We start from the raw sequence: 26,395 nt of genomic DNA, 5'->3' as shown, positions 1-26,395 counted from the left end.
GATAAAGTTAGCTCTTGGCTGCGCCCGAAGCCCTTTCAATCGCTGGCAATAGTTGCTGTGTCAGGCCGCGCTCATCGAAGGGACCGACCTTCTTGTAAAGGATCGTACCGTCCGGGCCGACCAGATAACTTTCCGGAATGCCATAGACGCCCCAGTCGATCGCAGCCTTGCCATTCGGGTCGACGCCGATCGCCTTGTAGGGATTACCAAGCTCGCCGAGGAAACGCAGGGCGTTGTCGTTGCGGTCCTTGTAGTTGATGCCCACGATGTTAAGCCGGCTATCGTTCGCCAGCTGCTTCAGGATGGGATGTTCCTGCCGGCAGGGCACGCACCATGAGGCGAAGACGTTGACCAGGGTCAGCTTGCCCTTGATGGCGGCATCCGTAAGGGCGGCAGTGTTCGAACCTTCCAGCGGCGGCAAGGCAAGCGATGGCGCCGTCTTGCCGATCAGCGCAGACGGGATGGCGGAAACGTCGAGCCCGTTGACGTCCTGATCGTAGAGCATCTTTCCGGCGACCGCGGCAAAGCCCACAAAGACGGCAAGCGGGATCAGCGCCAGTGCGTAGCGGCTGCGGTTGTGCTTTGGTTTGAGGTTGGCCTCTTCCGTGCCGGATGTCATGACGAGGCTCCGTCTGTTGGGGCAGGGCGAGCGGAGCGGCGGCGAATGCCGGAGGCTTCCAGTTCTGCAAGTTCTCGCTGGCGGGCACGGCCATCGAGCCAGACCCAGCCGATCAGACAGAGCATAACGATGGCGGCGACGGCATAGGATGCGGAGATGTAGAACGTATGGCTCATCTTACGCCTCCTTCGCCGGTGTCCGGCCTGCCATGCGGGCGGCCATGCGGCGTTGTGCCGAGACACGGCGGCGCCAGATCTCGTTGCGCATTGCCCCGATATGCAGGGTGAAGAACAACAGCGTGAAGGCGATGGCCATGATCAGCAGCGGCCAGAGGAATTCCTTGTCGATCGTCGGGCCGCCCATGCGGATGACGCTCGCTGGCTGATGCAGCGTGTTCCACCAGTCGACCGAAAACTTGATGATCGGGATGTTGACGAAGCCGATCAGGATCAGCACGGCCGAAACGCGGGCAGCACGGCTTGGATCGTCCATGGCGCGATTGAGCGCAATCAGGCCGAGATACATCAAAAACAGCACGAAAACGGAAGTCAGCCTTGCATCCCAGACCCACCATGTGCCCCACATCGGCCTGCCCCAGAGCGATCCGGTGGCAAGGGCGATGAGGGTGAAGGCTGCACCAAGCGGCGCTGCCGTCTTGTGCGAAACATCGGCCAGCGGGTGGCGCCAGACCAGCGTGCCGATCGCCGACATGGCCATTACCGAATAGCACATCATCGACAGCCAGGCAGCCGGCACATGCACATACATGATACGCACCGTCATGCCCTGCTGGTAATCGCCTTCGCTGGCAAAGGTGAGATAAAGCCCGATTGCAAAGAGGATCGCGGTGATGCCGGCCATCCATGGCAGGATACGCGCCGCCAGGCCGAGGAAGCGTGTCGGGTTGGCCAGATCGGAGATTTTCGTGATGGCAAGGCTTTCGGGCATTGGACTTTCTAACCGGGTCGTGCGTTTTCGAGAATGATTCTAATCAATCGGCCGTGTTTCGCAAAGCGAGTGCCGCGCCGATAGGACCGATCACCGCAAAAAACATCGTGATGGCCACCAATATCAGAAAAGGCGGCATGAAGGGGGCGGGATCTTCAACAGCGGCATAAGACGCGCTGACGCCGAAGATCAATACCGGTATCGCCAGCGGCAAGACGAGGATCGAGACCAGCAGGCCGCCGCGGGGAAGAGCGACGGCCACGGCAGCACCCACCGCGCCGATGAAGGTCAGCGCCGGTGTGCCGACCAGAAGCGTCAGCATGGTCGCGCCGATCGCGACTTCGCTCATGTTCATGAACAGGCCGAGAAGCGGCGAGGCGATGACCAGCGGTAGTCCGTTGCCGAGCCAGTGGGCGAGGCACTTGACCAGTACTGTCAGCGCCAGTGGGTGTTCCTGCATCAGGATCAGGTCGAGCGAGCCGTCCTCGCGGTCGGTCTGGAACATGCGGTCGAGGCCGAGGAGCGCGGAGAGAAGTGCGCCGATCCAGACGATGGCCGGGCCGATACGGGAGAGAAGATTGAGATCGGGGCCGACACCGAAGGGGATAACGGCGACGACCGTCATGAAGAACAGCACGCCGATCAACGCACCGCCGCCGGCGCGGACTGAGAGTTTCAGGTCGCGGAGGAGGAGGACGGTCATTCTGGCTGATCTCCGTTGGTGCCGCTACTGGCCATTGGAGGAGGACCGCTGCCTTGCTGGGTGGAGCTGCCCCCCTCTGCCCTGCCGGGCATCTCCCCCACAAGGGGGGAGATCACAAGCGGCCTGACTGTCGCTCTTCCAAAAAGCATGCGCTTTGCGGCAAGACTGAAGTGGTCTGAAGAGCGTGCGCCCAGCTGATCTCCCCCCTTGTGGGGGAGATGTCCGGCAGGGCAGAGGGGGGCTGACTGGGCGAGACGATAGTGGGTCACCACATCTCCTCCATCACCCCGGCAAACCCCGTCATCCGCAATTCCTGCGCATCTTCCAGTCCGAGCGGCTGGTGGGTTGCTGCAAGCACGATGCCGCCAGCGGCCAGATGCTCCTTGATCAGCGCGGTGAACACCTCTTCCGCATTCACATCCAGCGCGGCGGTCGGCTCGTCCAGGATCCAGACCGGGCGCCAGGCGACGAGCAGTTTGGCGAAGGCCATGCGGCGTTGCTGGCCGGCGGAGAGATATCCGAAAGGCAGGTGGGTGATGCCGCCGAGGCCGACCGCTTCGGCTGCCTCGCCGATGCTCATGCCGGCATTTCCATTAAAATCACCGAGGAAATCGCGCCAGAAGGAAAGGTTCTCCGAGACCGTCAGTTCGGCCTTCATCGCATTGCGGTGGCCGAGATAGTGGCAGGCTTCGGCGGCGCGCATTTCAGCCTTTACACCATCCTGCTCCCAGGTCACTCGCCCGCTTTCGGGCCGCAACAACCCGGCCACAGTGCGCAACAGTGTCGACTTTCCCGAGCCGTTCTTCCCCGTCAGGACAAGGCTTTCGCCCCCTTCCAAAGTGAAGGAAATATCCTTGAAGATCAGGTCTTCGCCGCGTCTGGCGCTCAAGTTTTCGGCCGTCAGCCGCATCACGGAAACCTTGTTTAAGTTCTCAATCATCTAGCCGCAAAAAATCTTTTGCCCGCTGCGACAAAGTGTCTGGAAGGTTCTTAGAAACTATCTATATACATAGCAACCACGCCAGCGGCCGGCGTGATTTCCACTCAGCGCCGGACCTGAAGACCAAAATCTTCTCGTGCGGACAGCGGAAATGGTCGCACCCGCATCCTATAGTGCATTTCTAATGCATAGGCGTCCGCACGCGCGTGTTGGCTCTTGATATCAGCGGGGTTCTAATCCGTGACCAAGTCTATCGATAGCTTTCAATGTCGTTCCGTCCTTACCGTAGGCGGCAAGGACTATGTCTATTATTCACTGCCCAAGGCCGAAGCGAACGGTCTGGCGGGTGTTTCCAAGCTGCCCTTCTCGATGAAGGTGCTGCTCGAAAACCTGCTGCGCTTCGAAGACGGAAAGTCCGTCACAAAGGAGCAGATCCTCTCTGTTGCCGAATGGCTGAGCAATAAGGGGCTGACCGAGGCCGAAATCGCCTATCGTCCGGCCCGCGTTTTGATGCAGGACTTTACCGGCGTTCCGGCGGTGGTCGACCTTGCCGCCATGCGTGACGGCATCAAATCGCTCGGCGGCGATCCGGAAAAGATCAATCCGCTCGTGCCCGTCGATCTCGTGATCGACCACTCGGTGATCGTCGACGAATTCGGCACGCCGACTGCCTTTGCCCGCAATGTGGAGCTGGAATACCAGCGCAACGGCGAGCGTTACCGCTTCCTCAAATGGGGCCAGCAGGCGTTCAAGAATTTTCGCGTCGTGCCGCCCGGCACCGGCATCTGCCACCAGGTGAATTTCGAATATCTTGGCCAGACCGTCTGGACCAATGAAGAAGACGGTGAAGTCACCGCCTATCCCGATACCTGCGTTGGCACCGATAGCCATACCACGATGATTAACGGCCTTGGCGTTCTCGGCTGGGGTGTGGGCGGTATCGAAGCGGAAGCCTCGATGCTCGGCCAGCCGGTTTCGATGCTTCTGCCGGAAGTCATCGGCTTCAAGCTGACGGGTAAGCTGAAAGAGGGCGTCACCGCGACCGACCTCGTGCTCACCGTCGTGCAGATGCTGCGCAAAAAGGGCGTGGTTTCGAAATTCGTTGAATTCTTCGGTCCGGGCATGGACAACATGCCGGTCGCCGACCGTGCCACCATCGGCAACATGGGCCCGGAATACGGCGCGACCTGCGGCTTCTTCCCGGTCGACGCCGAAACCGTCAATTATCTCAACATGTCGGGCCGCACCAAGGAGCGTATCGCGCTCGTCGAAGCCTACTCGAAGGCGCAGGGCATGTGGCGTGATACGGATGGTTCCGAACTTGTCTTTACCGACACGCTGGAACTCGATCTCGGCGATGTCGTGCCTTCCATGGCCGGTCCGAAACGCCCGGAAGGCCGCATTCCACTGGAAAACATTGCTTCCGGTTTCGCCGGTTCGATGGAAAGCGACTACAAGAAGCCGGGTCAGCTCGATAACCGTTATGCCGTCGAAGGCACGGATTTCGATCTCGGCCATGGCGATGTGGCAATTGCCGCCATCACGTCGTGCACCAACACGTCCAACCCCTCGGTTCTCATCGCTGCCGGTCTGCTGGCCCGTAACGCTGTTGCCAAGGGTCTGAAGACTGCTCCATGGGTGAAAACCTCGCTTGCACCGGGATCACAGGTCGTCGGCGAATATCTTGCCAAGTCCGGCTTGCAAAATGATCTCGATGCGCTTGGCTTCAACCTTGTCGGCTTCGGCTGCACGACCTGCATCGGAAATTCCGGCCCGCTGCCTGCGCCGATTTCCAAGACGATCAACGACAAGGGCCTGATCGTTTCGGGTGTGCTTTCCGGTAACCGAAACTTCGAAGGTCGTATCTCGCCGGATGTCCAGGCCAACTATCTGGCTTCGCCGCCGCTCGTCGTCGCTTATGCGCTGGCCGGTACGGTGCAGAAGGACCTGACGACGGAACCGCTCGGGATCGGCAGCGATGGCCAGCCGGTCTTCCTCAAGGATGTCTGGCCGACATCTGCCGAAGTGCAGGAATTCATCGCCAAATACGTCACTCGCGAACTGTTCGAAAGCAAGTATGCGGACGTGTTCAAGGGCGACGAGAACTGGCAGGCGGTGCAGATCCCCGATGGCGAGACTTATGCCTGGGACGACAAGTCGACCTATGTGCAGAACCCGCCTTACTTCGTCGGCATGGGCAAAAAGGGCTCGGGCCTGAAGGATATCAAGGGCGCCCGCGTGCTTGGTCTCTTCGGTGACAAGATCACCACCGACCACATTTCTCCGGCCGGTTCAATCAAGGCGTCCTCGCCGGCCGGTGCTTATCTCACCGAAAACGGCGTCGCCGTTGCAGACTTCAACCAGTACGGCACGCGTCGCGGCAATCACGAAGTGATGATGCGTGGCACGTTCGCCAATATTCGCATCCGCAACCACATGCTCGGCCCGAACGGCAAGGAAGGCGGCTACACCATCCACTATCCGTCGAAGGAAGAGATGTCGATTTACGATGCGGCGATGAAATACAAGGAAGAGGGCGTTCCACTGGTCATCTTCGCCGGTGTTGAATATGGCAACGGTTCGTCGCGCGACTGGGCTGCAAAGGGTACCAACCTCTTGGGCGTCAAGGCAGTGATCGCCCAGTCGTTCGAGCGTATCCATCGCTCGAACCTTGTCGGCATGGGCGTCGTTCCTTTCGTCTTCGAAGAGGGTACGACCTGGGCTTCGCTCAACCTCAAAGGTGACGAAGTCGTCACCATCGAGGGCCTCGAAGGCGATATCAAGCCGCGCGAATGGAAGACCGCCCAGATCACCTATGGCGACGGCACGGTGAAGGAGATCAACATCCTCTGCCGCATCGATACGCTCGACGAGGTTATCTACATGAACAATGGCGGCATCCTGCAGACGGTTCTGCGGGATCTCGCGGCTTAACGACATCAGCCACCCGCCGGGCATTCCGGCGGGTGGTTTTCAATAATTGGGGCGCCCCTCACCCTAACCTTCTCCCCGCTTGCGGGGAGAGGGGACGTGGCCTACGTCGTTGTTGCACATGTGGCAGAACGGTGCGGTACATCCCTTCTTCCCGCTCGCGGGGGAAGAAGGTGCCGGCAGGCGGATGAGGGGCTGCTCGACCTCTCAGGCGTATTCTATTGTCTCTCATCATCTTCATCGGAATGGCCGTAACCGTCTTTCTGACGTCACTGCTTTCCGGCATTTTCGGCATGGCCGGCGGGTTGATCCTGCTTTGGGTTCTGCTCTTCCTCTATCCCGTCGGCACCGCGATCGCGATCCAGGGCGTCATCCAGATGGTATCGAACGGATCGCGCGCCTGGTTTTCTCGCGCCTATATCGACTGGCGGATCCTTTCCATCCTGTGTTCCGGGGTAGCGCTGTCGGCGGTCGTCCTGTTCCTGACCAATTATACGCCGAGCCTGATCGTGGTTCTGATCGGCGTCGGGCTGATGCCGATCCTTGTCTGGCTGCCGGTCAACAGATTGCAGCTTGACGCCTCACGGCCGTCGCATGCGTTTCTGGCGGGGCTTCTTTCCGGCGCGATGACGATCAGCGTCGGTGTCGCCGGTCCGACCGTCGATATCTTCTTCATCCGCACCCAGATGGACCGCCGCAAGATCATCGCCACCAAGGCGTCGATCCAGACGTTGTCGCATCTCGCCAAGATCGCCTTCTACTGGGATGCAGCCTCGCATTTGCCGACTGTGGACGCGATCGCTGTGCTGATTGCTGCACCGATTGCGATCCTGGGCGCACGGGCCGGAAACGGCATTCTGCAGAAGATGACGGATGCAAATTTTCGCGCCTGGACCCGTTGGGTCGTGACTGGCGTAGGTGCGGTTTATCTCGCGCAGGGTTTGCTTAAGCTCGTCTAATCCTTCGGTGTTACCCAAGTTGGTTTTACAACCAAAAGGCGACGATTAATCACATTCTCCGTTCTCACCCCATCGTGACTTTCTCTTGAAATTGTGGATGGTTATTTTCCGCCAGCCCAGAGATTTGTTTTCTTTCCTGCCGATGGCAACCGCTTCTTGCGATTGCCCTGACAAAAGGTTCGTCATCCATGCCGTTTGCCTTGCGTGCCGTTATCGTCCTTGCGAGCCTGCTCGTTGGCAGTATCGCATCGGCCGGAGAGGTGCGGTCGCCAAAGGGCGTCGTCGAGCTTTTCACCTCGCAGGGCTGTGCTTCCTGTCCGCCGGCCGACAACACGCTGTCGCAGCTGGTGGCCCAGGGTGATCTCGTGGTGCTTTCCTATCATGTGGACTACTGGAACTATCTCGGCTGGACCGACACGCTGTCCTCCAAGGAAAACACCGAGCGGCAATATGGTTACGCCAAGACGATGGGGCGCAGTGGTGTCTACACGCCGCAGGCGATCATCAACGGCCGCGAGCATGTGAAGGGCACCGATCAGACGGTCATCAATGGCAAGGTCAATGATCTGCAGAAAGCCGGCAAGGGCCTGACCGTCCCCGTCGCTGCTACCATGCACGCGGACGAGATCGAGATCGAGATCGGCGAAGGGCAGGGACAGGCCGATGTCGTGGTTGCCTATTTCACCAAGCACCAGCAGGTGGACGTGACCAAGGGCGAAAACAGCGGCAAGAACATGGAATACTGGCATGCCGTTTACGACGTGCAGTCGGTCGGTATGTGGAACGGCCAGAAGATGACGCTGAAACTGCCCGGCAAGGCGCTTGGCAAGACCAAAAAGGACGGCTGCGCCATCCTCCTGCAGACATCTGGTTCAGGAGGCGAGCCTGCCTCGATCATCGGTGCGACGGTCTTGATGGCAGGCCGCAAAAAAGACTGACCGGATATTTTCCGAAGACGTTTCTGCCTTTTTTCAAAACAGGAAATCGTGCCCGGTCTTTGCCTGGGGCGAAACCGGCGGCCGTTTTTTTCGATGAGCTTGGAAAGTTGTTGGATGGCCCGGCCCGGAAACATTGGGGGGCTGGGGGTAAGGGTCAATGCACCTGACCGGGCCAATGGCGCTAAACGCGCCAACCAACAGCCGCAACATGTATGCCGATTTTGGCGCTGTTTTGTCCGAATTTAGGCAGATGAAAAAATCTGTCCCGGCGGGGGACGCTTGCTGCAGCCTTCTCGATGACTTGCATTTTTGTACGGGTCGGGCACACTGTCATACCAAAGACATGTAACGTTTGGAGCTTTGATGGCCGATCAGTCTGATTTGCCAGCGGGCGCGCGGGCCCAGGATGCGGCCGTTGTCGTCAGTCTCAGCGAATACAAGCGGAGCCTTGACCCTGTTCCAGTGACATTTCACCGGCGCGAGCTGGATGCCATTCTCTGGATTTACGGCCGCATGGTCGGTGAAGGCGAGTGGAAGGACTATGCGATCGATCATCTGAAGGATCGGGCAGTCTTTTCCATCTTCAAACGATCCGGTGAGATGCCGCTTTTCCGAGTGGAGAAAAATCCCAAGCTTGCCGGCAAACAGGGCGCCTATTCGGTGATCAGCACTAACGGCATGATTATCAAACGGGGTCATGAACTGCAGCAGGTGCTGAAGGTTTTCGACAAGGCTTTGAAGCTGATCGATTGATGCGCAGCGATGGGTGCTTACGAGTCCGCGTTATCCCGCAAACAGCGTTCCGGGATAGGCTGCAAGATCCGGGTCGGTTTTAGTGCCTTCACCAAGCGAGACCTGCATCAGGACTGTATCCAGCCATTTCCCATGTTTGAAGCCCGTGCCTTTCAGCGTGCCGGTCATCTCGAAGCCGAGACTTTTGTGGACGGCAACCGAAGCGGGGCTGGCGCCGCCGATGACGGCTACCATCTGCCGGAAGCCGAGCGCTTCACAGCGGATCAGCAATTCCTTCAGCAGGGCCTTGCCGACGCCTTTGCCGCGGGCTTCGGGTGCGAGATAGATCGAATCCTCCACTAGCCAGCGATAGGCCGGGCGGGTGCGGAATGCTGAGGCATAGGCATAGCCGAGAAGGCTGCCGTCTTCCGCTTCCGCTGCGATATAGGGGTACCCTTTTTCGATGATGCCGGACTGGCGGCTGGTCATCTCGATCAGGTCGGGGGCAGTGATTTCGTAACTTGCAGTGCCGTTCAGCACGCTGTCACGATAGATTTCGGTGATGGCCGGAAGGTCGGCCGCAGTAGCATTGCGAATGGAAAATGTCATGGCGGGGAACAAGCGGGATGTTGGTTTGAAACTGTGTCCAGCCTAGGCTTGCTCAAAAAACCAGGCAACAAAAAAGGCGGCTCGAAAGCCGCCTTCTTCGTAACGATCACTCTTCCGCTTATTCGTCGCGGTTGCCCATGAACTGCAGCAGGAAGGTGAAGAGGTTGATGAAGTCGAGGTACAGGGTCAGTGCGCCCATGATGGCCATGCGGCCCGTCGTGGCGGAGTCGTGACCGTCCCAGTACATTTCCTTGATCTTCTGCGTGTCGTACGCGGTCAGGCCAGCGAAGATCAGCACGCCGATGGCGGAGATCGCGAAGCCCATTGCAGACGACTGTAGGAAGATGTTGACGATCGACGCGATGATCAGGCCGAACAGACCCATGATCAGGAACGAGCCGAGGCCGGACAGGTCCTTCTTCGTCGTGTAGCCGTAAAGCGACAGGGCGCCAAACGATGCTGCGGTGACGAAGAATGTCTGAACGATGCTCTGGCCGGTGAAGACCAGGAAGATCGAGGACAGCGAGAGACCCATCAGTGCGGCATAGACCCAGAAGGTCATCTGCGCAGCCGGAACGCTCATCTTGTTGATGCGGAAGCTCAGGAAGAACACCATGCCCAGCGGAGCCAGCATGATAACCCACTTGAGCGGACCGCCGTAAAGCGCCTGTGCAACGGCCGGGTTGGAGGCCGCGAATGCATAGGTGCCGTAAGCAGCAACACCGGTGATCGCAAGTCCGAGTGCCATCAGGTTGTAGACCCGAAGCATGTAGGCGCGCAGGCCTGCATCGATCATCTCACCGGACTGCGCACGGGACTGCGCCATTCGGTTCTGGTAGTTGTTGAAGTCAGCCATTGTTTCCTCTTTAAGCTCCGGAATTACTACGGTGTCGGGCCCCCTAATATATGACCCAGGCGCCGCTGCGGAGCTCCAGCAAGCCTGACGTAGAATATGATGCGAGATCGCTTTGCATACAAGGGGTTCGCCGCTGGAAAACATCAACTGCGCGTGTAATTTAGCAACCTCTGGGATATTATTGCGCGAATTCGACGGATATTTCCGGTATTTTGCAACCCCTGAGTGACCAGGGCGTTTTCACGCTTCTCCGAACCGCGAAACCGTCCTATCTCTTTGTTTTGGTGTAACCCCGGACGCAAAGCCGGTTCTGGCTTATGCTGGAATGACCCTAGAGTTCCCGCAACACCGGAGCCGCCTTCTGGCCGAGAATGCGCCAGGTGCCAATAAGGCCGATACCGACCGTCAGAACCAGCGAGATCACAAGCGTGAGTACTGCGACGTCCGGCAGGAAGGAGGATGGCATGCGCATGATGCGAGCAACCACGAACCAGGCCGACAATCCGCCGGCAAGCAGTGCGAAGACCGCGGTCGCCGTGCCGAGGATCAGGTATTCGTAACCGAAGGCACGCATCAGCATGCGGCGGGTACCGCCGAGCGTCTTCAGCACGACCGCATCATGGGTGCGGGCTCGGTTGCCGGCGGCGAGCGCGCCGGCCAGGACCAGAACCGACGCGACGAGCGCGACTGCCGCTGCCGCCCGGATGGCGGTTGCAAGCTGACCCACCAGCTGATCGACCAGGTCGATCGCATCCTTGACCCTGACGCTTGTGATCGTCGGATAGGCCGTGGTTACTGTTCTCAGGATTTCGGCTTCCTTCGCTGCAGAAGCTGATGGCTCAGTCAAGGTTGCCAGCCAGGCGTGGGGCGCGCCGCGGAAAGTGTTGGGCGAAAAGACCATGACGAAATTGATCGAGAGCGATTCCCACTCGACATTGCGAAAACTGGCGATTTTTGCGGTAATGTTGCGGCCGAGAACATTGACGGTGACGGTGTCGCCGAGCTTCAGGCCAAGTTCGCCCGCCTCTTCCGCAGAGAAGGAGACGAGGGGTTCGCCGTCATAATCTTCCGGCCACCATTCGCCAGCGGTCAGCGTCGAGCTTTCCGGCTTGTTCTTCGCGTAGGTAATGCCGCGGTCGCCGCGCAGAACCCAGCGGCCTTCCGGCGGGACGTTCATCTGGCTGACGTCCTTGCCATTGAAGGCGAGAATGCGCCCGCGCAGCATCGGAACCTCGAAGACCTTTCCTTCGGGAGCCTGCGTCTTCAACAGCTGCCGGAAGCCGTCGACTTCGGCGCTCTGGACGTCGACGAAGAAGAAGTTCGGCGCCCCTTGGGTGATGCGCCCGGTCAGCTGATTGCGCATGTTGCCGTCGATCAGCGCCAGTGTCACGAGCAGCGCGAGACCGAGGCCGAGCGACAATACGACGGATGGCGTCAGTGCGCCGGGGCGGTGAATGTTTCCGATCGCCAGGCGGAGGGCGGGCGAGTTGACTCGCGGGCTCCGTCGGGCAAGCGCCGCAATGCCGGCGGCGACCACTCGCAGCAGAAGGAAGGCTCCGGCAACCGCGACAAGGAAGACGGAGGCGATGCGCCGGTCGTCGGCCCAGAAGATAGCCAGCGCCGCGAGTGCCGCGAGTGCCGCTCCGGCTGCGAGCAGATAGGGCCATGACGGCAGGCGCCTTGCCTCGAAACCCTGTTCACGGAACAGCGCCGTTGCCGGCACTTCCCGCGCGTGGCCGAGTGGCAGGATGGTGAAGGCGAAGGTGACGAGCAGGCCGAAGGCGGACGCTATCGCCAGAGCGCCGCCATAGATGGTTGCTTGTTCGGGAACGGGCAGCACGCCTTCGAGATAACGGAAGGCGATGAAGGGCGAGATCGCGCCGATCACGAGGCCGACGACAATTCCGATCGCGGCCAGAAGCATGATCTGGAAAAGATAGATCATCGTCACGACCGAGGCCGGAGCGCCGAGGCATTTGAATGTGGCGATGGTCGTCCGTTTGGCATCGAGGAAAGCGCGCACCGCATTGGCGATGCCGACGCCGCCTACGATGAGAGCCGTGAGGCCGACAAGCGTGAGGAATTGCGAGAAACGGTCGATATTTTCGGCAAGCGAAGGCGCGGCGCGATCGCTGGTGCGCACCGACCAGCCGGCATCGGGGAAATCACGGTTTGCGCGGGTGACGATTGCGGATCGGGTCGAGGGGTCCTCGAGACGAATCTTGTAAGAATGCTCAACAAGGCTGCCGATGGTGATCAGGCCGGATGCGGCGAGGGCATCTCCGCTGATCATCAGCCTTGGTGCAAAACCGAAACCATCGGAAAGGGCGTCGGGCTCATTGACGATCGTGCCTTTAAGCACAAGGCGGGTATTTCCCAGAAGGAGTTCGTCGCCGACCGAAAGGCCCAGCCGCTCCAGAAGCAGCGGCGCGGCGACGGCACCGAAGGTATTTCCCTGTTGTGCCAGAAGCTGGTCAATCGGCTGCTGAGGATCGGTCTGCATCTGCCCGTAGAGCGGGTAAGCGCCGTCGACACCCTTGACCTCGACCAGCGCCTGGCCGGAGCCGTCCGGCATCCGCGCCATCGAGCGCAAGCCGGTCGAGACGCTAACTTCACCGAGGCCATCAAGGAAGGCACGTTCCTTTTCGCTGGCTTCGCGGTTGTTGAGTTCGAAGCGCATGTCGCCGGCGAGCAGTGCCTGGCCCTGATTGGCAATTGCACCGGTGATCGCCGTCGAGACGGAATTGACGGTCGCGATCGCTCCGGTTCCAAGTGCGATACAGGCGAGGAAAATGTAGAAGCCGCCGAGACCGCCGCGCATTTCGCGCAGCGCCAGACGGAAGGCGATGGAGATACGGGCGATCGCCGCACTCATGCCGACACCGCCTGACCGGCGGTGCGGTCGGCGCTATCCTCGACGATTTCGCCGGATCTTACGCGGATCTGGCGCGAGCAGCGAGCCGCAAGACTGTTGTCGTGGGTGACGAGAAGCAGCGTCATGCCGCGCTCGGCCTGCTTTGAAAACAAAAGATCGGCGATCTGCCTTCCTGTTTCGGTATCGAGATTACCGGTCGGCTCGTCGGCGATCAGCAGCGCGGGCGAGGGGGCGAGTGCACGGGCGATCGCCACGCGCTGCTGTTCGCCACCGGAAAGCTGGCCGGGATAGTGGCTGAGCCTTTCGCCCAGGCCAACCGCCGTCAATTCGCGCCTGGCAATGTCGAAGGCGTCGGAAACGCCGGCGAGCTCCAGCGGCACGGCGACGTTTTCCAGCGCCGTCATGTTGGCGATCAGATGGAAGGACTGGAAGACGATGCCGATGTTGCGGCCGCGGAATTCCGCCAGAACGTCCTCGGAAAAGCTGTGAAGGGGCTCGCCCTTGATGAAGATCTCGCCGCTGTCCAACCGTTCGAGACCGGCCAGAACCATCAGCAGGGTCGACTTGCCGGAACCGGACGGGCCGATGATGCCGACGGCTTCGCCGGCTGCGATCGTCAGGTCGATGCCTTTCAGTACATGGACGGAGGCTGCAGCGCTTCCGAGAGTGAGGTCGGCATTTTTGAGGTCGATAACGGTTTCAGTCAAAGCGAATAACCCTATATCCATGGAGTAGTGCCGGGCTTTTGCTGCAGCGCAGTTGTAGAAATCTAGGAGACGTGAGTTGAGTTTTAAAGCAAGCCTTCTTCACTTCATCGTCATGGTTGCTCTCTTTGCCGGCTCAGGTTCGGCGAGAGCGCAGGAGAAGGCGATCAATCTGGTTGGTTTCGGCGACAGCCTGATGGCCGGATATCAGCTCGCGCCCTCGGAGTCCTATACGGCCCAGCTGGAAGCGGCGCTGAAAGCCAAGGGGCTGAATGTGACGATCACCAATGCGGGCGTTTCGGGTGATACGACATCCGGCGGACTTTCGCGCATCGACTGGTCGGTTCCGGACGGGACGAGCGGCGTCATTCTCGAACTCGGCGCTAATGATGCGCTGCGCGGCATTGCGCCGGAACAATCGGAAAAGAACCTCGATGCTATGCTGACGCGGCTGAAGGAACGCGGCATCAAGGTTCTCCTGGCCGGCATTCTGGCGCCACCGAACATGGGGGGCGACTATGCGGAAAAGTTCAACCCGATCTACAAACGGCTCGCCGAAAAACATGCCGTGCCGCTCTATCCATTCTTTCTCGACGGGGTCACGACCGTGCCGGGCATGCAGCTCGAAGACGGAATGCATCCGAACGCAAAGGGCGTGGCCGTGATGGTCGAGCGTACTCTCCCCATGGTGGAATCATTTTTGGGGGAGATCGGTTCGGCCACAAAATAACAACTTGCACGGAACGAGATTGCGTGTTCCGCTATTGATATCTGCTAGAGATTCGAGGAGGTTCTGCGTATGCCGAGACTTTTCACCGCCCTCGAAGTCCCGCGCCATGTTGCCTTGAGCCTGTCCCTCCTTCGGGGTGGAATACCGGGCGCGCGATGGATCGACGTCGAGAATTATCATATCACCCTGCGCTTCATCGGCGATGTCGACAACCGTACCGCCGACGAGATCGTTGATCGGCTGGACCGGATCGACCGGCCCGAATTCCAGGCGCAACTGACAGGTATCGGCTCTTTCGGATCGAAGAAGCCGCATTCTATCTGGGCCGGTGTCTCAATTTCTCCAGATATGCTGGCGCTGCAGGCCGAAATCGAGCGGATCTGCCAGCGGATCGCACTGCCGCCCGATCCGCGCAAGTTCATGCCGCATGTGACACTTGCAAGATTGAAGCACTGCCGTCTCGACGACGTGGTGCACTACCTCTCGGGCCGGGGCAATTTTCATACCGCGCCGTTCAAGGTCTCGCGTTTCGTGCTCCTGTCTTCAAAGGAATCCGTCGGCGGAGGTCCATATGTGACCGAAGAGATCTTTTCCTTGAGGGATGACAGTTACGCCTACGAATATAGTGACGCGGAAACGGCGAAGAGCTATTTCTAAGAGAGCTGTTTCTGAAAGGGCGTTGCGCCCATGAGTTACGAATTGCTGGAACCGGACGAGGTCAGCCGGGAGTTGGCCAAGCTCGAAGGCTGGGAGCTTTCGGCGGATGGTCTTGCTATTCGCAAATGCTTCAAATTCCGATCTTTTGCCGAGGCATTCGGTTTCATGACAGAATGCGCGTTGGCTGCGGAAAAGCTCGATCATCATCCCGACTGGAGCAACAGTTATTCCCGCGTGGATGTCAAATTGACGACGCATGCGAGGAAGCAGTTGACCGACCGTGATTTCCGCCTCGCCGCAATGATGGACCAGGCCTGGGGGCGGCGCCTTTGAAAGGCCGCCGCCTTTGAGATACTGGCGCCTTTGAAAGACCATTGTCGCTCTCCATATAGAAAACGTGAAATCGATGAAGGTCTCCAACGGAGCGCTCATGGACGACGTAAAGATCGGTGAAATTCTCCTGCCCGGCGACGATGACACCCAGGATCGTCGCGAAAAGCAGGTGCGTGCAAAATTCTGGCCGACGCTGAAGCGGGCGGTGAAGTTCGTGCCGTTCAGCCGGGATTTGGTGGCTGCCTATTACTGCGCTGTCGATCCGAAGACACCGACCAGAGTGCGCGGTGTGCTTCTGGCGGCACTCGCCTATTTCGTGCTGCCCTTCGATCTGGTGCCGGATATGTTCGTCATGGTCGGCTTTACCGATGACGTCGCGGTACTGGCGGCGGCGCTGAGATTGATACAGGGCCATATCGCCGATCGCCATTATGACGCGGCGGATCAGGTTCTCGCCGACGATCCCGATATCGCAAAAGCTCGGGCATGATCTGGGGCCAGATGCAGTCTTACGGCGGCACCGCGTCTTCGAGCGCGCGGCGCAAATGCCGGAACGCAAGCCGGATGCGGGATTTCACCGTGCCGAGCGGAAGACCGGTAGCCTCGGCAATTTCTGTGTGAGTTTGGCCGAGGAAAAAGGCGGCCTTGACCAGTTCCATCTGTTCGCCCGGTATCCTACTCAGGGCCTCACGCACCCGTGCGTCGCGTTCTTTGACTTCGACAAGCAAGTCGGTCGCCTGCATATCCATCATCTGCCACTGCGCATCACCGAGCGCATCCTTGCCCTTGGCGCGCCGCTGCGCATCCAGGCGGCGATTGCGCGCGATGCGGTACAGCCAGGTAGAAAGCGAGGATTTTTGCGGGTCGTAGAGGGACGCACGATGCCAGAGTACGGTCATCACTTCCTGGACAAGCTCTTCCGCTTCATCGACGGGAATTCGCTGGCTCATCAGCCAGGTTTTCAATCGGGGCGCAAAGTGATCGAAGAGCACGCCAAAGGCTGCCTGATCACGCTCCATGGCGACAGCCCTGGTCAAGCGCGCAAAGTAGTCCCGATCGTCACCCTGCATCCAAACTACGCAATTCTTTCAAAGCCTAGATTCGCATCTATGCAACCATACTAATGTCATTGCGTGAGTTTGGAAGAGGACAAACTGTTGCCCTATTCCTTGTGTCATTGACAGCACATTACAGCGAGCGCGCAACCAATTCCAATGTTGACGGATTGGTAACCAGAATTAAGTCAAAATGAACCAGATCATGGCCCGCTTCACCCACCCTTACCGTTGAAGCGTCACGTATAACAAAACTCGGCAGGAAACCATGTCCGCACGCACAGTCGCACTCGCCCTTGCTCTTACCTTCGTAAGCGCAGGCATCGCCTCGGCTCAGACGCCGACCCGCATCCAGCAATTCAAGGCATGGGGTGCCTATTCGTACAAGTCCGGCAACAGCACGGTCTGCTATGTCCTTTCCGTTCCGACCACCAAGGAACCTGCCAGCGTCGATCACGGTGACATTTTCTTCATCGTGTCGCAACGTCCGGGCCAGAGCGTTTCCTATGAGCCGCAGGCAATGGTCGGTTATCCGCTGCAGGCCAATTCGAAGGTGACGGTCACCATCGACGGCAAGAATTTTACCATGTTCACCAAGGAAAAGGCTGCCTGGGTCGAGAATGCGGCGGAAGAGCCGGCACTCGTCAACGCGATGAAGACCGGCCACAATATGAGCGTCAGCGCCGTTTCCGGCCGTGGCACGAAAACCAATTACGCCTATTCTCTGCAGGGCATTTCGGCTGCACTGAAGCAAATCGAAACCTGCAAGTAAGCGGCACGCCGTCGATTTAAGCGGAGGCCGGTCGTTCGACCGGCCTTTAGTGTTTGTTGAAGACAGGGTGACGCCGGCCTATTTTGATGCTAAAGCCCGCGCCAACATGGTCGGGCCTGATGTTGCCACGACCGATACAGGTTTCACGCACAGACATGCCCCAGCCCTTCCGCCTACCTAAGCGGTGGCGATGTGCATGTGCTCGAACGGGATAGAATATGTCAGTCACAGAGGCCATTGCCCCCGGTGCCATCGCCAAGAAGCCGCTGGTTGCCAATCCGGATCTTTTCACATCCAAGCCCTCGCTGATCGGCCTGACGCGGCCGCAGATGGCGAAAGCCCTGCATGAGAAGGGCGTGCCGGAAAAGCAGCTGCGCATGCGCGTCAACCAGCTGTGGCACTGGCTCTATATCCGCGGCGTCTCCGATTTCGATGCGATGACCAATGTCGCCAAGGACATGCGTGAGATGCTGAAGGAGCATTTCACTATTGCCCGCCCGGAAATCGTCGAGGAGCAGATCTCGAATGACGGCACCCGCAAGTGGCTGTTGCGCTTCCCGTCGCGCGGTGCCGGTCGTCCGGTCGAGATCGAGACCGTCTATATTCCGGAAGAAGGCCGCGGCACGTTGTGCATTTCCAGTCAGGTCGGCTGCACGCTCACCTGTTCCTTCTGTCACACCGGCACGCAGAAGCTGGTGCGCAACCTGACGGCGGAAGAAATCCTGTCGCAGCTTCTGTTGGCGCGCGATCGTCTGGGCGATTTTCCGGGCGCCGACACGCCGCCGGGCGCTTTCGTTCCGACAGGCGACCGCAAGGTCACCAATATCGTGATGATGGGCATGGGCGAGCCGCTCTACAATTTCGAGAGCGTCAAGACCGCGCTGCTGATCGCTACCGATGGTGACGGTCTGTCGCTGTCGAAGCGTCGCGTGACATTGTCGACTTCGGGTGTCGTGCCGGAAATCTACCGGACGGGCGAAGAGATCGGCGTCATGCTGGCGATTTCGCTGCATGCGGTGCGCGACGAGCTGCGCGATATGCTGGTTCCGATCAACAAGAAATATCCGCTGAAGGAACTGCTCGACGCCTGCCGCGCCTATCCGAGCCTGTCGAATGCCCGCCGCATCACCTTCGAATATGTGATGCTGAAGGACGTCAATGACAGTCTGGAAGACGCCAAGCTGATGGTTCAGCTGTTGAAAGGCATTCCGGCGAAGATCAACCTCATCCCGTTCAACCCGTGGCCGGGCACCAACTACCAGTGCTCCGACTGGGCGACGATCGAAAAGTTCGCAGATTTCATCAATGCGGCAGGTTATGCTTCCCCGATCCGCACGCCGCGCGGTCGCGATATTCTCGCTGCCTGCGGCCAGCTGAAGTCGGAATCTGAACGCATGCGCAAGACCGAGCGTCTGGCCTTCGAGGCGATGATGATCGCCGGCCACGGTGAGGACGACGACTGAGCCTTTTGGGCTCAGCCAGCCCGGCGAAAGAAATCCTGATTGGCCGCGACGAGAGCGGCCGTCTCGCTCAATCGGCTGGCATCTTGCGGATATGTCGCCTGCAGTTTTGCTGCTGCCCTCTTGAAAGCTCTCACGACACGATCGGGTTTTCGTGACAGGTGGGCAACGCTTAACAACGTTGCGCGAAGCGCGCGTTTCGAGCCGGCATCAACGTCAGGCTCCTCCATCATGCTGCGGATTGCGTGTAGACTGTTTCCGATGAGCAGAGTTCCCATGCCGCCATTCACGGCAAAGTCTCCTCCGTTTCCGCTGCGTTCGCTCCAGCGAACGAGCGTGACAAGGCGATGATAGATGCGCATGCGCCAATGCAGGTGGCGCCCGGGCTTGTCGAATGCGCCCCCGGCTATGGCGGTCAGCTCATGCACCATCAGCCTGATGACGAAATCCAGCCGGCGGCGGGTGTCGACGGGCAGGGCGACGAAGGCGAGATAGGCGCTGACCGGGCCGAGCAGGACAGCGGAGGCCTGCAACAGTACATGACCAAGCTCAGGATCCGCCGGCACGGTCGGATTCATCATCAGCAGGTAAATGAGATTGTATTCCATGCCAGCCAGTCCGACGCGGCGATGAGCCATGACGAACATGCCGAGAAGGATCAGAGGCATTGTAAGCAGGGCGGCGATAGTGACGCTGCCTGCCATAGGTAAAATGAAGAGATGAGCCAGCACTGCAGCTAGGGCACCACTGATCGAGCCTCCGACGACCCAGCGCATTTGCAGACCGGGATTCGGGAAGGTCGAGAAGACCGAGGTCATAATTGCTGCGCCCATGACCATGTAGGGTCCGAGTGCCCAGCCCGTGAGGATCCAAACCAGCCCGGTTGCCGCAACTGCGCTCATTGATCTGAATGCCGCATAACGGGCACCTATCCAGTCGTGATGCGGAAGCGGAAGCCGGTGGCGATCCGCTACCGGACCGATCGTTGCCGCTGTTCGGTTCGCGCGCTGCCAGAGCGGCGCCAATGCTTTCAACAGGTTTGCCTGATACGGTTTATCCGCCTCCAGCTCGTCTGCCATCAGTTGCAATCGTTCGGGTATGTCATTCTGCTCCAGAGGTGTCATCCGTGCCCCTTCAGGGCTTGGATGGCTTGGCGATTGTGTATCCAGAAGCAGTTCAGTGAGAGCGGATAGGAGACTGCGGATGTCCCGGGCTTTTCGGCGAACGCCAATCGAACCGGCAGATGCTATGTCGAGGTTTTCATCCAGTGCAGTAATTTCCAGAATCAGGCGTGTGCGTTCGGCCTTGTCGCTTGCTCCCGCGACTATATGGTCGAGGCATTCGCACATGACTGTTTTCACACGCTTGGAAATGTCGACTGGCTGAGGCTTGGGAGAAAAGGCCAGGGCGACGATCGTACCCACCGCGCCGCCGAGGCAGATTGTTGCTATCCGATCGATCGCGAGCAGTAAAAGCGAGCTTTCGTGGCCGTAGCCGAGGAGTGCTACCATCGCCGCGGAATAGCCGGCGAGAAGACTGACATAGGATGCGGGGCCTGTAATCAGGTTCCCGATCCCTGAACACAATCCAAGCCAGAGCAAAAGCCCGATGATGATGCCAAGCGGATCATTGCCGGCCAAAACCATAAGGCCGACACCTGCCAGCGCACCGGCGATGGTGCCTACGACACGGGCCAGGCTCCGCTCCAGCCGCTGGCCCTGTGTCGGCAGGGCAGTAATCCAGACAGTCATCGCTGCCCATTGCGGATGATCAAGGCCGATGAGAGTGCCGATCACCAGCGCCAAGCAGGCTGCGATCGCTGTGCGCGCGGTGAAGCGTAACCGGGCCGGGTCGATATCGAACATGGCGGAAAGCGCTCTCATGATTCAGTCTTCATTCCGGCTTTAGCCTTCTCCATTTTCTCCTCGACGCGTTCGCAGATGTGCAGCATGGCTGCAATGTCCTCGTCGCTGAAATCGTCGAGCAGGTCTTTTTCCAGCGCCACGAGCTGTGCGCGGATGGCACAGGCCGTCTTCCTGCCTTCTTCGGTGAGATGGAGCCTGCGTGCGCGGCGGTCGTCCGGATCGATCCGGCGTTCGAGAAGGCCGCGTTTCGACAGGATATCGATCAGCCGCACGAGGCTGGATTCGTCGAGGCCGGAAGCGGCGGCGAGTTCCTTCTGAAGCAGGCCGTCACCCAGCCGGTGCAGGTAGATCAGCGGTGTCCAGCTGGCGTCCGTCAGGCCGCTTTCCGCCAGCTTTTCATCGATGAACATGCGCCACCTTCTGGCAAACACGACAACGGTGCCGCCGAATACGGCTTTTGGATCATTTGATTTTCTGTGCATTCAAATTATTTGGATTAAAAGTATTTTTCACGCAAGCGAATTTGCCGACTTGGTGTGATGCAATTGTTGCATGGCTGCCGAAAGCAGGTGTCGGTGTGTCGCGGATCAGTCGCTGCGGTCAGGTGTTTGTTGATTTCGGCTGCCCGGCTCCCTAAGAAGCCAAAAAGCTAAAAATCGCCCGGAGGAAACCTATGCGCGCTTTCATTCTTGCCCTTGCTGCAGCGACGGCTCTCGCCATGCCTGCAAAAGCTGCCGACGTTACCGTCGCCGTGACGGCGATCGTCGAACATCCTGCACTCGATGCCGCTCGTGACGGCGTGAAGGCAGCACTGGCCGAGGCCGGCTACAAGGACGGCGAGAACCTGAAGTTCCTGTATGAGTCCGCGCAGGGCAATCCCGGCACGGCCGCGCAGATCGCTCGCCAGTTCGTCGGCGAAGAGCCGAGCGTCATCGTGCCGATCTCCACGCCTTCGGCCCAGGCCGTCGTTTCCGCAACTCGCGATATTCCGGTTGTCTTTACTGCGGTTTCCGATCCGGTCGGCGCGCAGCTGGTCAAGGATGTGGCAAAGCCCGGTCGCAACGTCACCGGTCTTTCGGACATGTCGCCGGTTGCCGAGCATATCAAGCTGATCAAGGAAATCTCGCCGAACGCGAAGTCGATCGGTTTCCTTTACAACACGGCTGAAACCAACTCGGTTTCGATCCTCGCGGCGTTGAAGGAAGAAGCTGCCAAGAACGGCATGACGGTGGTGGAATCGGTTGCGACAAAGTCCGCTGAAGTGCAGGGCGCTGCCCGCGGTCTCGTCGGCCGCGCCGATGTCTTCTACATCCCGACCGACAACACGATCGTTTCGGCTTTCGAGGCAGCTGTCGGTGTTGCCGAAGAAGCCAAGATCCCGCTTTATGCCGCCGATACCGGCTCGGTCGATCGTGGTGCCGTTGCCGCTCTCGGCTTCAACTATTACGATGTCGGCAAGCAGACCGGCGCGATCGTTGCCCGTATCCTCAAGGGTGAGGCTCCCGGCGATATTCCGGTGACCGTTGCTGTCGGTACCGATCTCGTCATCAACAAGGGTGCTGCAACCCGCATGGGCGTGACGCTGCCTGAGGCCATCGTTTCGCGCGCCACGCGCACGGTCGAATAAACCGCCTCTCATCAACGCACCGGGTGATATCATCGTCATCCGGTGTGACCGACGACCAACCGGCGCGCTATGCGACGGATAAAAGGGGAGCACGACAAGGTGCTTAGTCAGATCGCCTTCTGGGGCGCAGTGGAACTCGGGCTGGTTTTCGCCTTTGTCGCCATCGGTGTATTTCTTGCCTTCCGCGTGCTCGATTTTCCCGATCTCACGGTCGACGGGTCGTTTCCGCTCGGTGCTGCGGTTGCGGCCGTGCTGATTACCCTCGGCATCAATCCGTGGCTTGCAGCCTTGGCCGCCATGCTGGCCGGTGCCGCCGCCGGTATTATGACGGCGTTTCTCAACGTGCGTTTCCGCATCCTCAACCTGCTCGCGTCGATCCTGACGATGATCGCACTCTTTTCCGTAAACCTCCGGGTGATGGGAAAGCCGAATGTGGCGCTGATCAATGCTGACACGATGCTGAGCCCGTTCTTCGGCCTTGGTCTGCGTGAAGTCTATGTGCGGCCGCTCTTCGTCGGCGTGCTGGTGGTGATTGCGGTGATCGCCGTCTGGCGCTTTCTCGAAAGCGATGCCGGGCTTGCCATGCGCGCGACCGGCGCCAATCCGCGCATGTCGCGGGCGCAGGGCATCGATACGAGCTGGCAGGTCTATCTCGGTCTTGCGCTTTCCAATGCGCTTGTGGCGCTGGGTGGTGCATTGTTTGCGCAGACCAACGGTTTTGCCGATGTCACCTCCGGTGTCGGTACCATCGTCGTCGGTCTGGCCGCCGTCATCATCGGCGAGACGCTGTTCGGCGCACGTGGCATCCTCTTGGCGTTGATCGGCTGCGTTGTCGGCTCGATCCTCTATCGCATCGCCATCCAGCTGGCGCTTTCGACGGATGCACTTGGCCTCAAGGCCTCCGACCTCAATCTCGTCACCGCCGTTCTGGTGGCCGTGGCGCTCGTTCTGCCGCGCCTGCGCCGGGGAGCTTCGTCATGATCGATCTCAGCAATATCCATGTCACCTTCGGTAAGGGCACGCCGCTGCAGAAGGAGGCGCTGAAGGGCGTCAACCTGACGATCGAGGAAGGCTCATTCGTGACCGTGATCGGCTCTAACGGTGCCGGCAAATCGACCCTGCTCGGGGTTCTGGCCGGCGACGTGCTGGCCAACGAAGGCAAGGTGATGATCGGCAAGACCGATGTGACGCGCAAGTCGACATCCGCGCGTGCCGGTCTGGTCGCCCGCGTGTTCCAGGATCCGCTGGCGGGCAGCTGCGGCTCCCTGTCGATCGAAGAAAATCTTGCTCTTGCGGCACGCCGTGGCGAGATCCGCGGCCTGCACTCGGCGCTCGGCCCGCGCCGCCGCGAGCTCTTTCGCGAGCGGGTTGCCGAACTTAATTTGGGGCTTGAAAATCGGATGAAGGACCGCATGGATCTTCTCTCCGGCGGTCAGCGCCAGGCGGTGTCGCTGGTCATGGCGACGATGGCTGGTTCGGATGTGCTTCTGCTCGACGAGCATACGGCGGCGCTCGATCCGGGCATGGCGGAGTTCATCATGAATCTTACCCAGCGCGTCGTCTCGGAGCGCAAGCTCACCACGCTTATGGTCACGCATTCCATGCGTCAGGCGCTGGATTTCGGGCACCGCACGATCATGCTGCATGGCGGCGAGATTATTCTCGATGTCAGTGGCGAAAGCCGCAAGGACCTGCAGGTCGAGGACCTGATCGCCATGTTCCGCAAGATGCGCGGCGAAACGCTGGACGACGACGCATTGCTGATCGGCTAATGCCGGTCAGCGCGTCATTTGTCAGCGTGCCTGTGTGAAGAAGATCTTTGCCGCGAAGATCGAGAAGACGCCGGCAAAGGTGTAGTCGATGCCGCGCAGGATTTTTGGATTGGCCTGCAGCCAGGCGGAAAGCCTGTCTGCAGCCAGCACGACGATGACGTTGATCGGCATGCCGATGGCGATGAAATAAAGCCCGAAGAAGATCAGCTTTCCGGTGACATGCGGATCCTGCGCCGAGACGAATTGCGGCAGGAAGGTCATGAAGAAGATGATGACCTTGGGGTTGAGGATATTGACCCAGAAGCCAAGCGACATGCTGGCAAACGGGCTGCTTTGCGGCCGCTCGACCTTTTCGACCGACAGGCTGGAGCCGAAGCGGATTGCCTGGATGGCGAGCCAGAGAAGATAGGCAGCACCGCCGGTCTTCAGGATGAAGAAGGCGGTCGGCGAGGCGGTGATCAGCGCGGAAATCCCAAAGGCGACCAGAAGCGTGTGGCAGACGATGCCGAAGTTCGTTCCGAGCACGACGAGCAGCGCCGTCTTGCGGCCTTCGCTGATCGCGCGGCTGATCGACAATGTCATATCCGGCCCTGGCGTGATCGACAGGAGAAGACCGGCGGCGGTGAAGGCGATGAGTGTCGGCAGGCTCGGCAGGAATTCCATGATCGTTCTCGAAAGCCGGAAATTGTTCGTCCGGTTTATCCGGCTTTCGAGCCTATGCCAATTCGATCAATCAACGGTTGTTGATGAATTGTTTTGATGCGTCGGCAAAATCCGGGTGCCAGCGGGAAAGCGGTGGGCGGTTTTCGATTACGTCGCCGATCGCCCAGGCCATGCGTCGCTCGTCTGTGGCCCGATCGACATCGTTGTCGGGGCAGAGAATGTAGAAATCGCCGCGCCCGAGGCTTTCGAGCATGAAATCAACCGTCTGCTCCGAGGTCCATGCCCCTTCCGGTTTTTCCGTCCGGCCATTAGCTGCGAGCGGAGTGAAGACGAAGCCGGGGATCAGGAGGTGGGCCGAGACCTGGCAGCCTTCGGTGTTGCGCAGCTCGTGCTGCAGCGCTTCGGTGAAGGTTTTTACGCCTGATTTGGAGACGTTATAGGCTGGATCGCCGGGTGGCGTCGTGATGCCCTGCTTGGAGCCGGTATTGATGATCAGCGCCGGTTCGCCATGGGCGATCATCGCGGGGCCGAAGATGCGGCTGCCGTTGACGACGCCCATCAGGTTGACGGCGAGCACATTTTCCCAGTTCGCCTGCGGGCCGAAAATGCTGCTGCCGGGCTGTATGCCGGCATTGTTCATCAGCACATGGACGCGGCCGAAACGTTGGATGACGGCCCGTTCGAGCGCTGCGATCTCGTCCGGCTTCGACACATCGGTGCCGATTGCCGCGACGTCATGTTCGCCGCCCTCGGCAAGTGCTGTGACTTCGCGGGTCGCCTCAACGAGCTTTTCGCCCTCCAAATCGACAAGCACGACGGAGAGACCCATTCGGGCAAATTCCTTCGCCGCAGCAAGCCCGATGCCGGAAGCGGCTCCGGTGATGACGGCGACATTGTCCTTTTTCAGAGCGGGATGAGTAACGGTCATGGGTCGGTCTCCTCTATGACGCTGCTGTTCAAAGGTCCGGGGGGATATGGTATCTATCGCTACCCCGTCAACATGACGGGATATTGAAGTGGAGTCAGGCCGATGGGCGAGATCATATCGATCAGGGTGGATGAAGAAACGGCCGCCTATGTCAAAAAGCAGGTGGATGGCGGACGTTATGCTTCCGAAAGCGAAGTGATCGAAGAGGCGCTGAGGCTTCTGAAGGAAAGCGAAGAGGACGAGATCGAGGCGCTTCGGATGGCGATTGATGAAGGCGAGGCTTCGGGCGAGCCGCAGCCGTTCGATCCCGACGAATTCATCGCCGAGTTGCATCGCAAACATGTCGGCTGAGCGGACCGGATACGGGCTTTCTCCACGCGCAAGCCGGGATCTCACAGATATCTGGCTATACTCGCGTGATACATGGTCCGTCGCCTAGGCGGATATTTATTATCGCGAGCTGATTCGGTCATGGATGGTCTGGTAGCCGGCGCGAGACGCGGAAGGCCGATCGACGATATTCGCAAAGGCTATATGAGTTACGCCACGGGTTCACATCGGATCATCTATCGGCAGCGAGGTAGCGTGTTGCTCATCATCCGTGTTCTTCACCAGCGGATGAATGTGCGGCGTCATCTCTGACGTTGTTTCTCCGGGTTTTCCTTGCGCGGCTCCAGAAACTCGCTAAAAACTTCGGCGATCCAATTTCGGCGGATTTG

30 protein-coding genes are annotated in these 26,395 nt (G+C 59.5%); 15 read left to right on the top strand and 15 right to left on the bottom strand.

The window, feature by feature from the left end:
- Positions 1-7: 7 nt before the first annotated feature.
- From GGE33_RS23110 to ccmA, 5 genes are all read right to left on the bottom strand, one after another.
- Positions 8-619, bottom strand: coding sequence for a DsbE family thiol:disulfide interchange protein (locus GGE33_RS23110; RefSeq protein ID WP_183828520.1), 612 nt, complete (start codon positions 617-619; stop codon positions 8-10).
- Complete coding sequence (ccmD, locus tag GGE33_RS23105; RefSeq protein ID WP_183828517.1) at positions 616-795, bottom strand: heme exporter protein CcmD; 180 nt, start codon at positions 793-795, stop codon at positions 616-618. Before ccmD ends, GGE33_RS23110 begins: the two co-directional genes overlap by 4 nt.
- A gap of 1 nt (position 796) precedes the next feature.
- On the bottom strand, positions 797-1,567 hold the full coding sequence (locus GGE33_RS23100) for a heme ABC transporter permease (RefSeq protein WP_183828514.1): 771 nt from the start codon (positions 1,565-1,567) through the stop codon (positions 797-799).
- Positions 1,568-1,610: 43 nt separating this feature from the next.
- Positions 1,611-2,270, bottom strand: a complete 660-nt coding sequence (gene ccmB / locus GGE33_RS23095) for a heme exporter protein CcmB (RefSeq protein ID WP_183828511.1) — start codon at positions 2,268-2,270, stop codon at positions 1,611-1,613.
- Between the two features lie 265 nt (positions 2,271-2,535).
- Positions 2,536-3,180: a heme ABC exporter ATP-binding protein CcmA gene (gene ccmA / locus GGE33_RS23090; RefSeq protein WP_183828622.1), complete on the bottom strand. Its 645-nt coding sequence runs from the start codon at positions 3,178-3,180 to the stop codon at positions 2,536-2,538.
- Positions 3,181-3,450: 270 nt separating this feature from the next.
- On the opposite strand from ccmA, the gene acnA reads away from it, so the two are divergent.
- Together acnA and GGE33_RS23080 are read left to right on the top strand one after the other, a co-directional pair.
- Positions 3,451-6,144 (top strand): aconitate hydratase AcnA, encoded by a 2,694-nt coding sequence (acnA, locus tag GGE33_RS23085; RefSeq protein WP_183828508.1) that lies wholly within the window; start codon positions 3,451-3,453, stop codon positions 6,142-6,144.
- A gap of 218 nt (positions 6,145-6,362) precedes the next feature.
- Positions 6,363-7,100, top strand: coding sequence for a sulfite exporter TauE/SafE family protein (locus GGE33_RS23080; protein ID WP_210297992.1), 738 nt, complete (start codon positions 6,363-6,365; stop codon positions 7,098-7,100).
- Positions 7,101-7,164: 64 nt separating this feature from the next.
- On the opposite strand, the gene GGE33_RS27755 is transcribed toward GGE33_RS23080, so the two are convergent.
- Positions 7,165-7,290: a hypothetical protein gene (locus GGE33_RS27755; RefSeq protein WP_281388878.1), complete on the bottom strand. Its 126-nt coding sequence runs from the start codon at positions 7,288-7,290 to the stop codon at positions 7,165-7,167.
- On the opposite strand from GGE33_RS27755, the gene GGE33_RS23075 reads away from it, so the two are divergent.
- Positions 7,289-8,038 (top strand): DUF1223 domain-containing protein, encoded by a 750-nt coding sequence (locus GGE33_RS23075; RefSeq protein ID WP_183828505.1) that lies wholly within the window; start codon positions 7,289-7,291, stop codon positions 8,036-8,038. The genes GGE33_RS27755 and GGE33_RS23075 overlap by 2 nt on opposite strands.
- 363 nt (positions 8,039-8,401) lie before the next feature.
- On the top strand, positions 8,402-8,791 hold the full coding sequence (locus GGE33_RS23070) for a DUF2794 domain-containing protein (RefSeq protein ID WP_183828501.1): 390 nt from the start codon (positions 8,402-8,404) through the stop codon (positions 8,789-8,791).
- 30 nt (positions 8,792-8,821) lie between these two features.
- Here GGE33_RS23070 and GGE33_RS23065 read toward each other — a convergent pair whose 3' ends face one another.
- The 4 genes from GGE33_RS23065 to GGE33_RS23050 form a co-directional block, all read right to left on the bottom strand.
- Positions 8,822-9,379, bottom strand: coding sequence for a GNAT family N-acetyltransferase (locus GGE33_RS23065; RefSeq protein ID WP_148147807.1), 558 nt, complete (start codon positions 9,377-9,379; stop codon positions 8,822-8,824).
- 118 nt (positions 9,380-9,497) lie between these two features.
- Positions 9,498-10,235, bottom strand: a complete 738-nt coding sequence (locus tag GGE33_RS23060) for a Bax inhibitor-1/YccA family protein (protein WP_148147808.1) — start codon at positions 10,233-10,235, stop codon at positions 9,498-9,500.
- A 331-nt stretch (positions 10,236-10,566) separates the two neighbouring features.
- A complete protein-coding gene (locus GGE33_RS23055) occupies positions 10,567-13,110 on the bottom strand; it encodes an ABC transporter permease (protein WP_183828498.1) in 2,544 nt (847 codons plus the stop codon).
- A complete protein-coding gene (locus GGE33_RS23050; RefSeq protein ID WP_394353684.1) occupies positions 13,107-13,838 on the bottom strand; it encodes an ABC transporter ATP-binding protein in 732 nt (243 codons plus the stop codon). Before GGE33_RS23050 ends, GGE33_RS23055 begins: the two co-directional genes overlap by 4 nt.
- Before the next feature lie 55 nt (positions 13,839-13,893).
- On the opposite strand from GGE33_RS23050, the gene GGE33_RS23045 reads away from it, so the two are divergent.
- The 4 genes from GGE33_RS23045 (at position 13,894) to GGE33_RS23030 (ending at position 16,024) form a co-directional block, all read left to right on the top strand.
- Entirely contained in the window at positions 13,894-14,544 is a 651-nt protein-coding gene (locus GGE33_RS23045) for an arylesterase (protein WP_394353685.1), read from the top strand.
- Between the two features lie 69 nt (positions 14,545-14,613).
- Positions 14,614-15,201 (top strand): RNA 2',3'-cyclic phosphodiesterase, encoded by a 588-nt coding sequence (thpR, locus tag GGE33_RS23040; protein WP_183828492.1) that lies wholly within the window; start codon positions 14,614-14,616, stop codon positions 15,199-15,201.
- 30 nt (positions 15,202-15,231) lie between these two features.
- Positions 15,232-15,534, top strand: coding sequence for a 4a-hydroxytetrahydrobiopterin dehydratase (locus GGE33_RS23035; protein WP_183828490.1), 303 nt, complete (start codon positions 15,232-15,234; stop codon positions 15,532-15,534).
- A gap of 97 nt (positions 15,535-15,631) precedes the next feature.
- On the top strand, positions 15,632-16,024 hold the full coding sequence (locus GGE33_RS23030) for a YkvA family protein (RefSeq protein ID WP_148147814.1): 393 nt from the start codon (positions 15,632-15,634) through the stop codon (positions 16,022-16,024).
- 19 nt (positions 16,025-16,043) lie between these two features.
- On the opposite strand, the gene GGE33_RS23025 is transcribed toward GGE33_RS23030, so the two are convergent.
- A complete protein-coding gene (locus tag GGE33_RS23025; protein WP_148147815.1) occupies positions 16,044-16,604 on the bottom strand; it encodes a sigma-70 family RNA polymerase sigma factor in 561 nt (186 codons plus the stop codon).
- Between the two features lie 253 nt (positions 16,605-16,857).
- Here GGE33_RS23025 and GGE33_RS23020 point away from each other — a divergent pair, with 253 nt between their 5' ends.
- Together GGE33_RS23020 and rlmN are read left to right on the top strand one after the other, a co-directional pair.
- A complete protein-coding gene (locus GGE33_RS23020; RefSeq protein ID WP_183828488.1) occupies positions 16,858-17,361 on the top strand; it encodes an invasion associated locus B family protein in 504 nt (167 codons plus the stop codon).
- Between the two features lie 218 nt (positions 17,362-17,579).
- Positions 17,580-18,824 (top strand): dual-specificity RNA methyltransferase RlmN, encoded by a 1,245-nt coding sequence (rlmN, locus tag GGE33_RS23015; protein WP_148147817.1) that lies wholly within the window; start codon positions 17,580-17,582, stop codon positions 18,822-18,824.
- A gap of 11 nt (positions 18,825-18,835) precedes the next feature.
- Here rlmN and GGE33_RS23010 read toward each other — a convergent pair whose 3' ends face one another.
- Positions 18,836-20,704 (bottom strand): FUSC family protein, encoded by a 1,869-nt coding sequence (locus tag GGE33_RS23010; RefSeq protein WP_183828483.1) that lies wholly within the window; start codon positions 20,702-20,704, stop codon positions 18,836-18,838.
- Positions 20,701-21,096, bottom strand: a complete 396-nt coding sequence (locus GGE33_RS23005; protein WP_246436409.1) for a MarR family winged helix-turn-helix transcriptional regulator — start codon at positions 21,094-21,096, stop codon at positions 20,701-20,703. The genes GGE33_RS23010 and GGE33_RS23005 overlap by 4 nt, the downstream gene beginning before the upstream one ends.
- A 263-nt stretch (positions 21,097-21,359) precedes the next feature.
- On the opposite strand from GGE33_RS23005, the gene GGE33_RS23000 reads away from it, so the two are divergent.
- The 3 genes from GGE33_RS23000 (at position 21,360) to GGE33_RS22990 (ending at position 24,085) form a co-directional block, all read left to right on the top strand.
- On the top strand, positions 21,360-22,313 hold the full coding sequence (locus tag GGE33_RS23000) for an ABC transporter substrate-binding protein (protein ID WP_183828477.1): 954 nt from the start codon (positions 21,360-21,362) through the stop codon (positions 22,311-22,313).
- 69 nt (positions 22,314-22,382) lie between these two features.
- Positions 22,383-23,294, top strand: a complete 912-nt coding sequence (locus GGE33_RS22995; protein ID WP_183828474.1) for an ABC transporter permease — start codon at positions 22,383-22,385, stop codon at positions 23,292-23,294.
- Positions 23,291-24,085 (top strand): ABC transporter ATP-binding protein, encoded by a 795-nt coding sequence (locus GGE33_RS22990; RefSeq protein WP_183828470.1) that lies wholly within the window; start codon positions 23,291-23,293, stop codon positions 24,083-24,085. The genes GGE33_RS22995 and GGE33_RS22990 overlap by 4 nt, the downstream gene beginning before the upstream one ends.
- Before the next feature lie 21 nt (positions 24,086-24,106).
- Here GGE33_RS22990 and GGE33_RS22985 read toward each other — a convergent pair whose 3' ends face one another.
- Entirely contained in the window at positions 24,107-24,748 is a 642-nt protein-coding gene (locus GGE33_RS22985; protein ID WP_183828467.1) for a LysE family translocator, read from the bottom strand.
- Between the two features lie 70 nt (positions 24,749-24,818).
- Positions 24,819-25,676: an SDR family NAD(P)-dependent oxidoreductase gene (locus tag GGE33_RS22980; RefSeq protein WP_183828464.1), complete on the bottom strand. Its 858-nt coding sequence runs from the start codon at positions 25,674-25,676 to the stop codon at positions 24,819-24,821.
- Positions 25,677-25,778: 102 nt separating this feature from the next.
- Here GGE33_RS22980 and GGE33_RS22975 point away from each other — a divergent pair, with 102 nt between their 5' ends.
- Both GGE33_RS22975 and GGE33_RS28025 read left to right on the top strand, forming a co-directional pair.
- Positions 25,779-26,027: a type II toxin-antitoxin system ParD family antitoxin gene (locus tag GGE33_RS22975; RefSeq protein WP_183828461.1), complete on the top strand. Its 249-nt coding sequence runs from the start codon at positions 25,779-25,781 to the stop codon at positions 26,025-26,027.
- A 72-nt stretch (positions 26,028-26,099) separates the two neighbouring features.
- Positions 26,100-26,318: a type II toxin-antitoxin system RelE/ParE family toxin gene (locus GGE33_RS28025; protein ID WP_394353686.1), complete on the top strand. Its 219-nt coding sequence runs from the start codon at positions 26,100-26,102 to the stop codon at positions 26,316-26,318.
- The last annotated feature ends 77 nt before the right edge of the window (positions 26,319-26,395 follow it).

This window comes from Aliirhizobium cellulosilyticum (genome assembly GCF_014198105.1).
Lineage (GTDB): Bacteria > Pseudomonadota > Alphaproteobacteria > Rhizobiales > Rhizobiaceae > Neorhizobium > Neorhizobium cellulosilyticum.
This window is presented reverse-complemented; position numbering and strand designations above follow the sequence as displayed.

Excerpts from the sequence above, each read along its gene's own strand:
- GGE33_RS23110 (WP_183828520.1), bottom strand. The coding sequence starts at position 619 with ATGACATCCGGCACGGAAGAGGCCAACCTCAAACCAAAGCACAACCGC.
- ccmD (WP_183828517.1), bottom strand. The coding sequence starts at position 795 with ATGAGCCATACGTTCTACATCTCCGCATCCTATGCCGTCGCCGCCATC.
- GGE33_RS23100 (WP_183828514.1), bottom strand. The coding sequence starts at position 1,567 with ATGCCCGAAAGCCTTGCCATCACGAAAATCTCCGATCTGGCCAACCCG.
- ccmB (WP_183828511.1), bottom strand. The coding sequence starts at position 2,270 with ATGACCGTCCTCCTCCTCCGCGACCTGAAACTCTCAGTCCGCGCCGGC.
- ccmA (WP_183828622.1), bottom strand. The coding sequence starts at position 3,180 with ATGCGGCTGACGGCCGAAAACTTGAGCGCCAGACGCGGCGAAGACCTG.
- GGE33_RS23075 (WP_183828505.1), top strand. The coding sequence starts at position 7,289 with ATGCCGTTTGCCTTGCGTGCCGTTATCGTCCTTGCGAGCCTGCTCGTT.
- GGE33_RS27755 (WP_281388878.1), bottom strand. The coding sequence starts at position 7,290 with ATGGATGACGAACCTTTTGTCAGGGCAATCGCAAGAAGCGGTTGCCAT.
- GGE33_RS23070 (WP_183828501.1), top strand. The coding sequence starts at position 8,402 with ATGGCCGATCAGTCTGATTTGCCAGCGGGCGCGCGGGCCCAGGATGCG.
- GGE33_RS23065 (WP_148147807.1), bottom strand. The coding sequence starts at position 9,379 with ATGACATTTTCCATTCGCAATGCTACTGCGGCCGACCTTCCGGCCATC.
- GGE33_RS23060 (WP_148147808.1), bottom strand. The coding sequence starts at position 10,235 with ATGGCTGACTTCAACAACTACCAGAACCGAATGGCGCAGTCCCGTGCG.
- GGE33_RS23055 (WP_183828498.1), bottom strand. The coding sequence starts at position 13,110 with ATGAGTGCGGCGATCGCCCGTATCTCCATCGCCTTCCGTCTGGCGCTG.
- GGE33_RS23050 (WP_394353684.1), bottom strand. The coding sequence starts at position 13,838 with ATGGATATAGGGTTATTCGCTTTGACTGAAACCGTTATCGACCTCAAA.
- thpR (WP_183828492.1), top strand. The coding sequence starts at position 14,614 with ATGCCGAGACTTTTCACCGCCCTCGAAGTCCCGCGCCATGTTGCCTTG.
- GGE33_RS23035 (WP_183828490.1), top strand. The coding sequence starts at position 15,232 with ATGAGTTACGAATTGCTGGAACCGGACGAGGTCAGCCGGGAGTTGGCC.
- GGE33_RS23030 (WP_148147814.1), top strand. The coding sequence starts at position 15,632 with ATGGACGACGTAAAGATCGGTGAAATTCTCCTGCCCGGCGACGATGAC.
- GGE33_RS23025 (WP_148147815.1), bottom strand. The coding sequence starts at position 16,604 with ATGCAGGGTGACGATCGGGACTACTTTGCGCGCTTGACCAGGGCTGTC.
- GGE33_RS23020 (WP_183828488.1), top strand. The coding sequence starts at position 16,858 with ATGTCCGCACGCACAGTCGCACTCGCCCTTGCTCTTACCTTCGTAAGC.
- rlmN (WP_148147817.1), top strand. The coding sequence starts at position 17,580 with ATGTCAGTCACAGAGGCCATTGCCCCCGGTGCCATCGCCAAGAAGCCG.
- GGE33_RS23010 (WP_183828483.1), bottom strand. The coding sequence starts at position 20,704 with ATGAGAGCGCTTTCCGCCATGTTCGATATCGACCCGGCCCGGTTACGC.
- GGE33_RS23005 (WP_246436409.1), bottom strand. The coding sequence starts at position 21,096 with ATGTTCATCGATGAAAAGCTGGCGGAAAGCGGCCTGACGGACGCCAGC.
- GGE33_RS23000 (WP_183828477.1), top strand. The coding sequence starts at position 21,360 with ATGCGCGCTTTCATTCTTGCCCTTGCTGCAGCGACGGCTCTCGCCATG.
- GGE33_RS22995 (WP_183828474.1), top strand. The coding sequence starts at position 22,383 with ATGCGACGGATAAAAGGGGAGCACGACAAGGTGCTTAGTCAGATCGCC.
- GGE33_RS22990 (WP_183828470.1), top strand. The coding sequence starts at position 23,291 with ATGATCGATCTCAGCAATATCCATGTCACCTTCGGTAAGGGCACGCCG.
- GGE33_RS22985 (WP_183828467.1), bottom strand. The coding sequence starts at position 24,748 with ATGGAATTCCTGCCGAGCCTGCCGACACTCATCGCCTTCACCGCCGCC.
- GGE33_RS22980 (WP_183828464.1), bottom strand. The coding sequence starts at position 25,676 with ATGACCGTTACTCATCCCGCTCTGAAAAAGGACAATGTCGCCGTCATC.
- GGE33_RS22975 (WP_183828461.1), top strand. The coding sequence starts at position 25,779 with ATGGGCGAGATCATATCGATCAGGGTGGATGAAGAAACGGCCGCCTAT.
- GGE33_RS28025 (WP_394353686.1), top strand. The coding sequence starts at position 26,100 with ATGGTCCGTCGCCTAGGCGGATATTTATTATCGCGAGCTGATTCGGTC.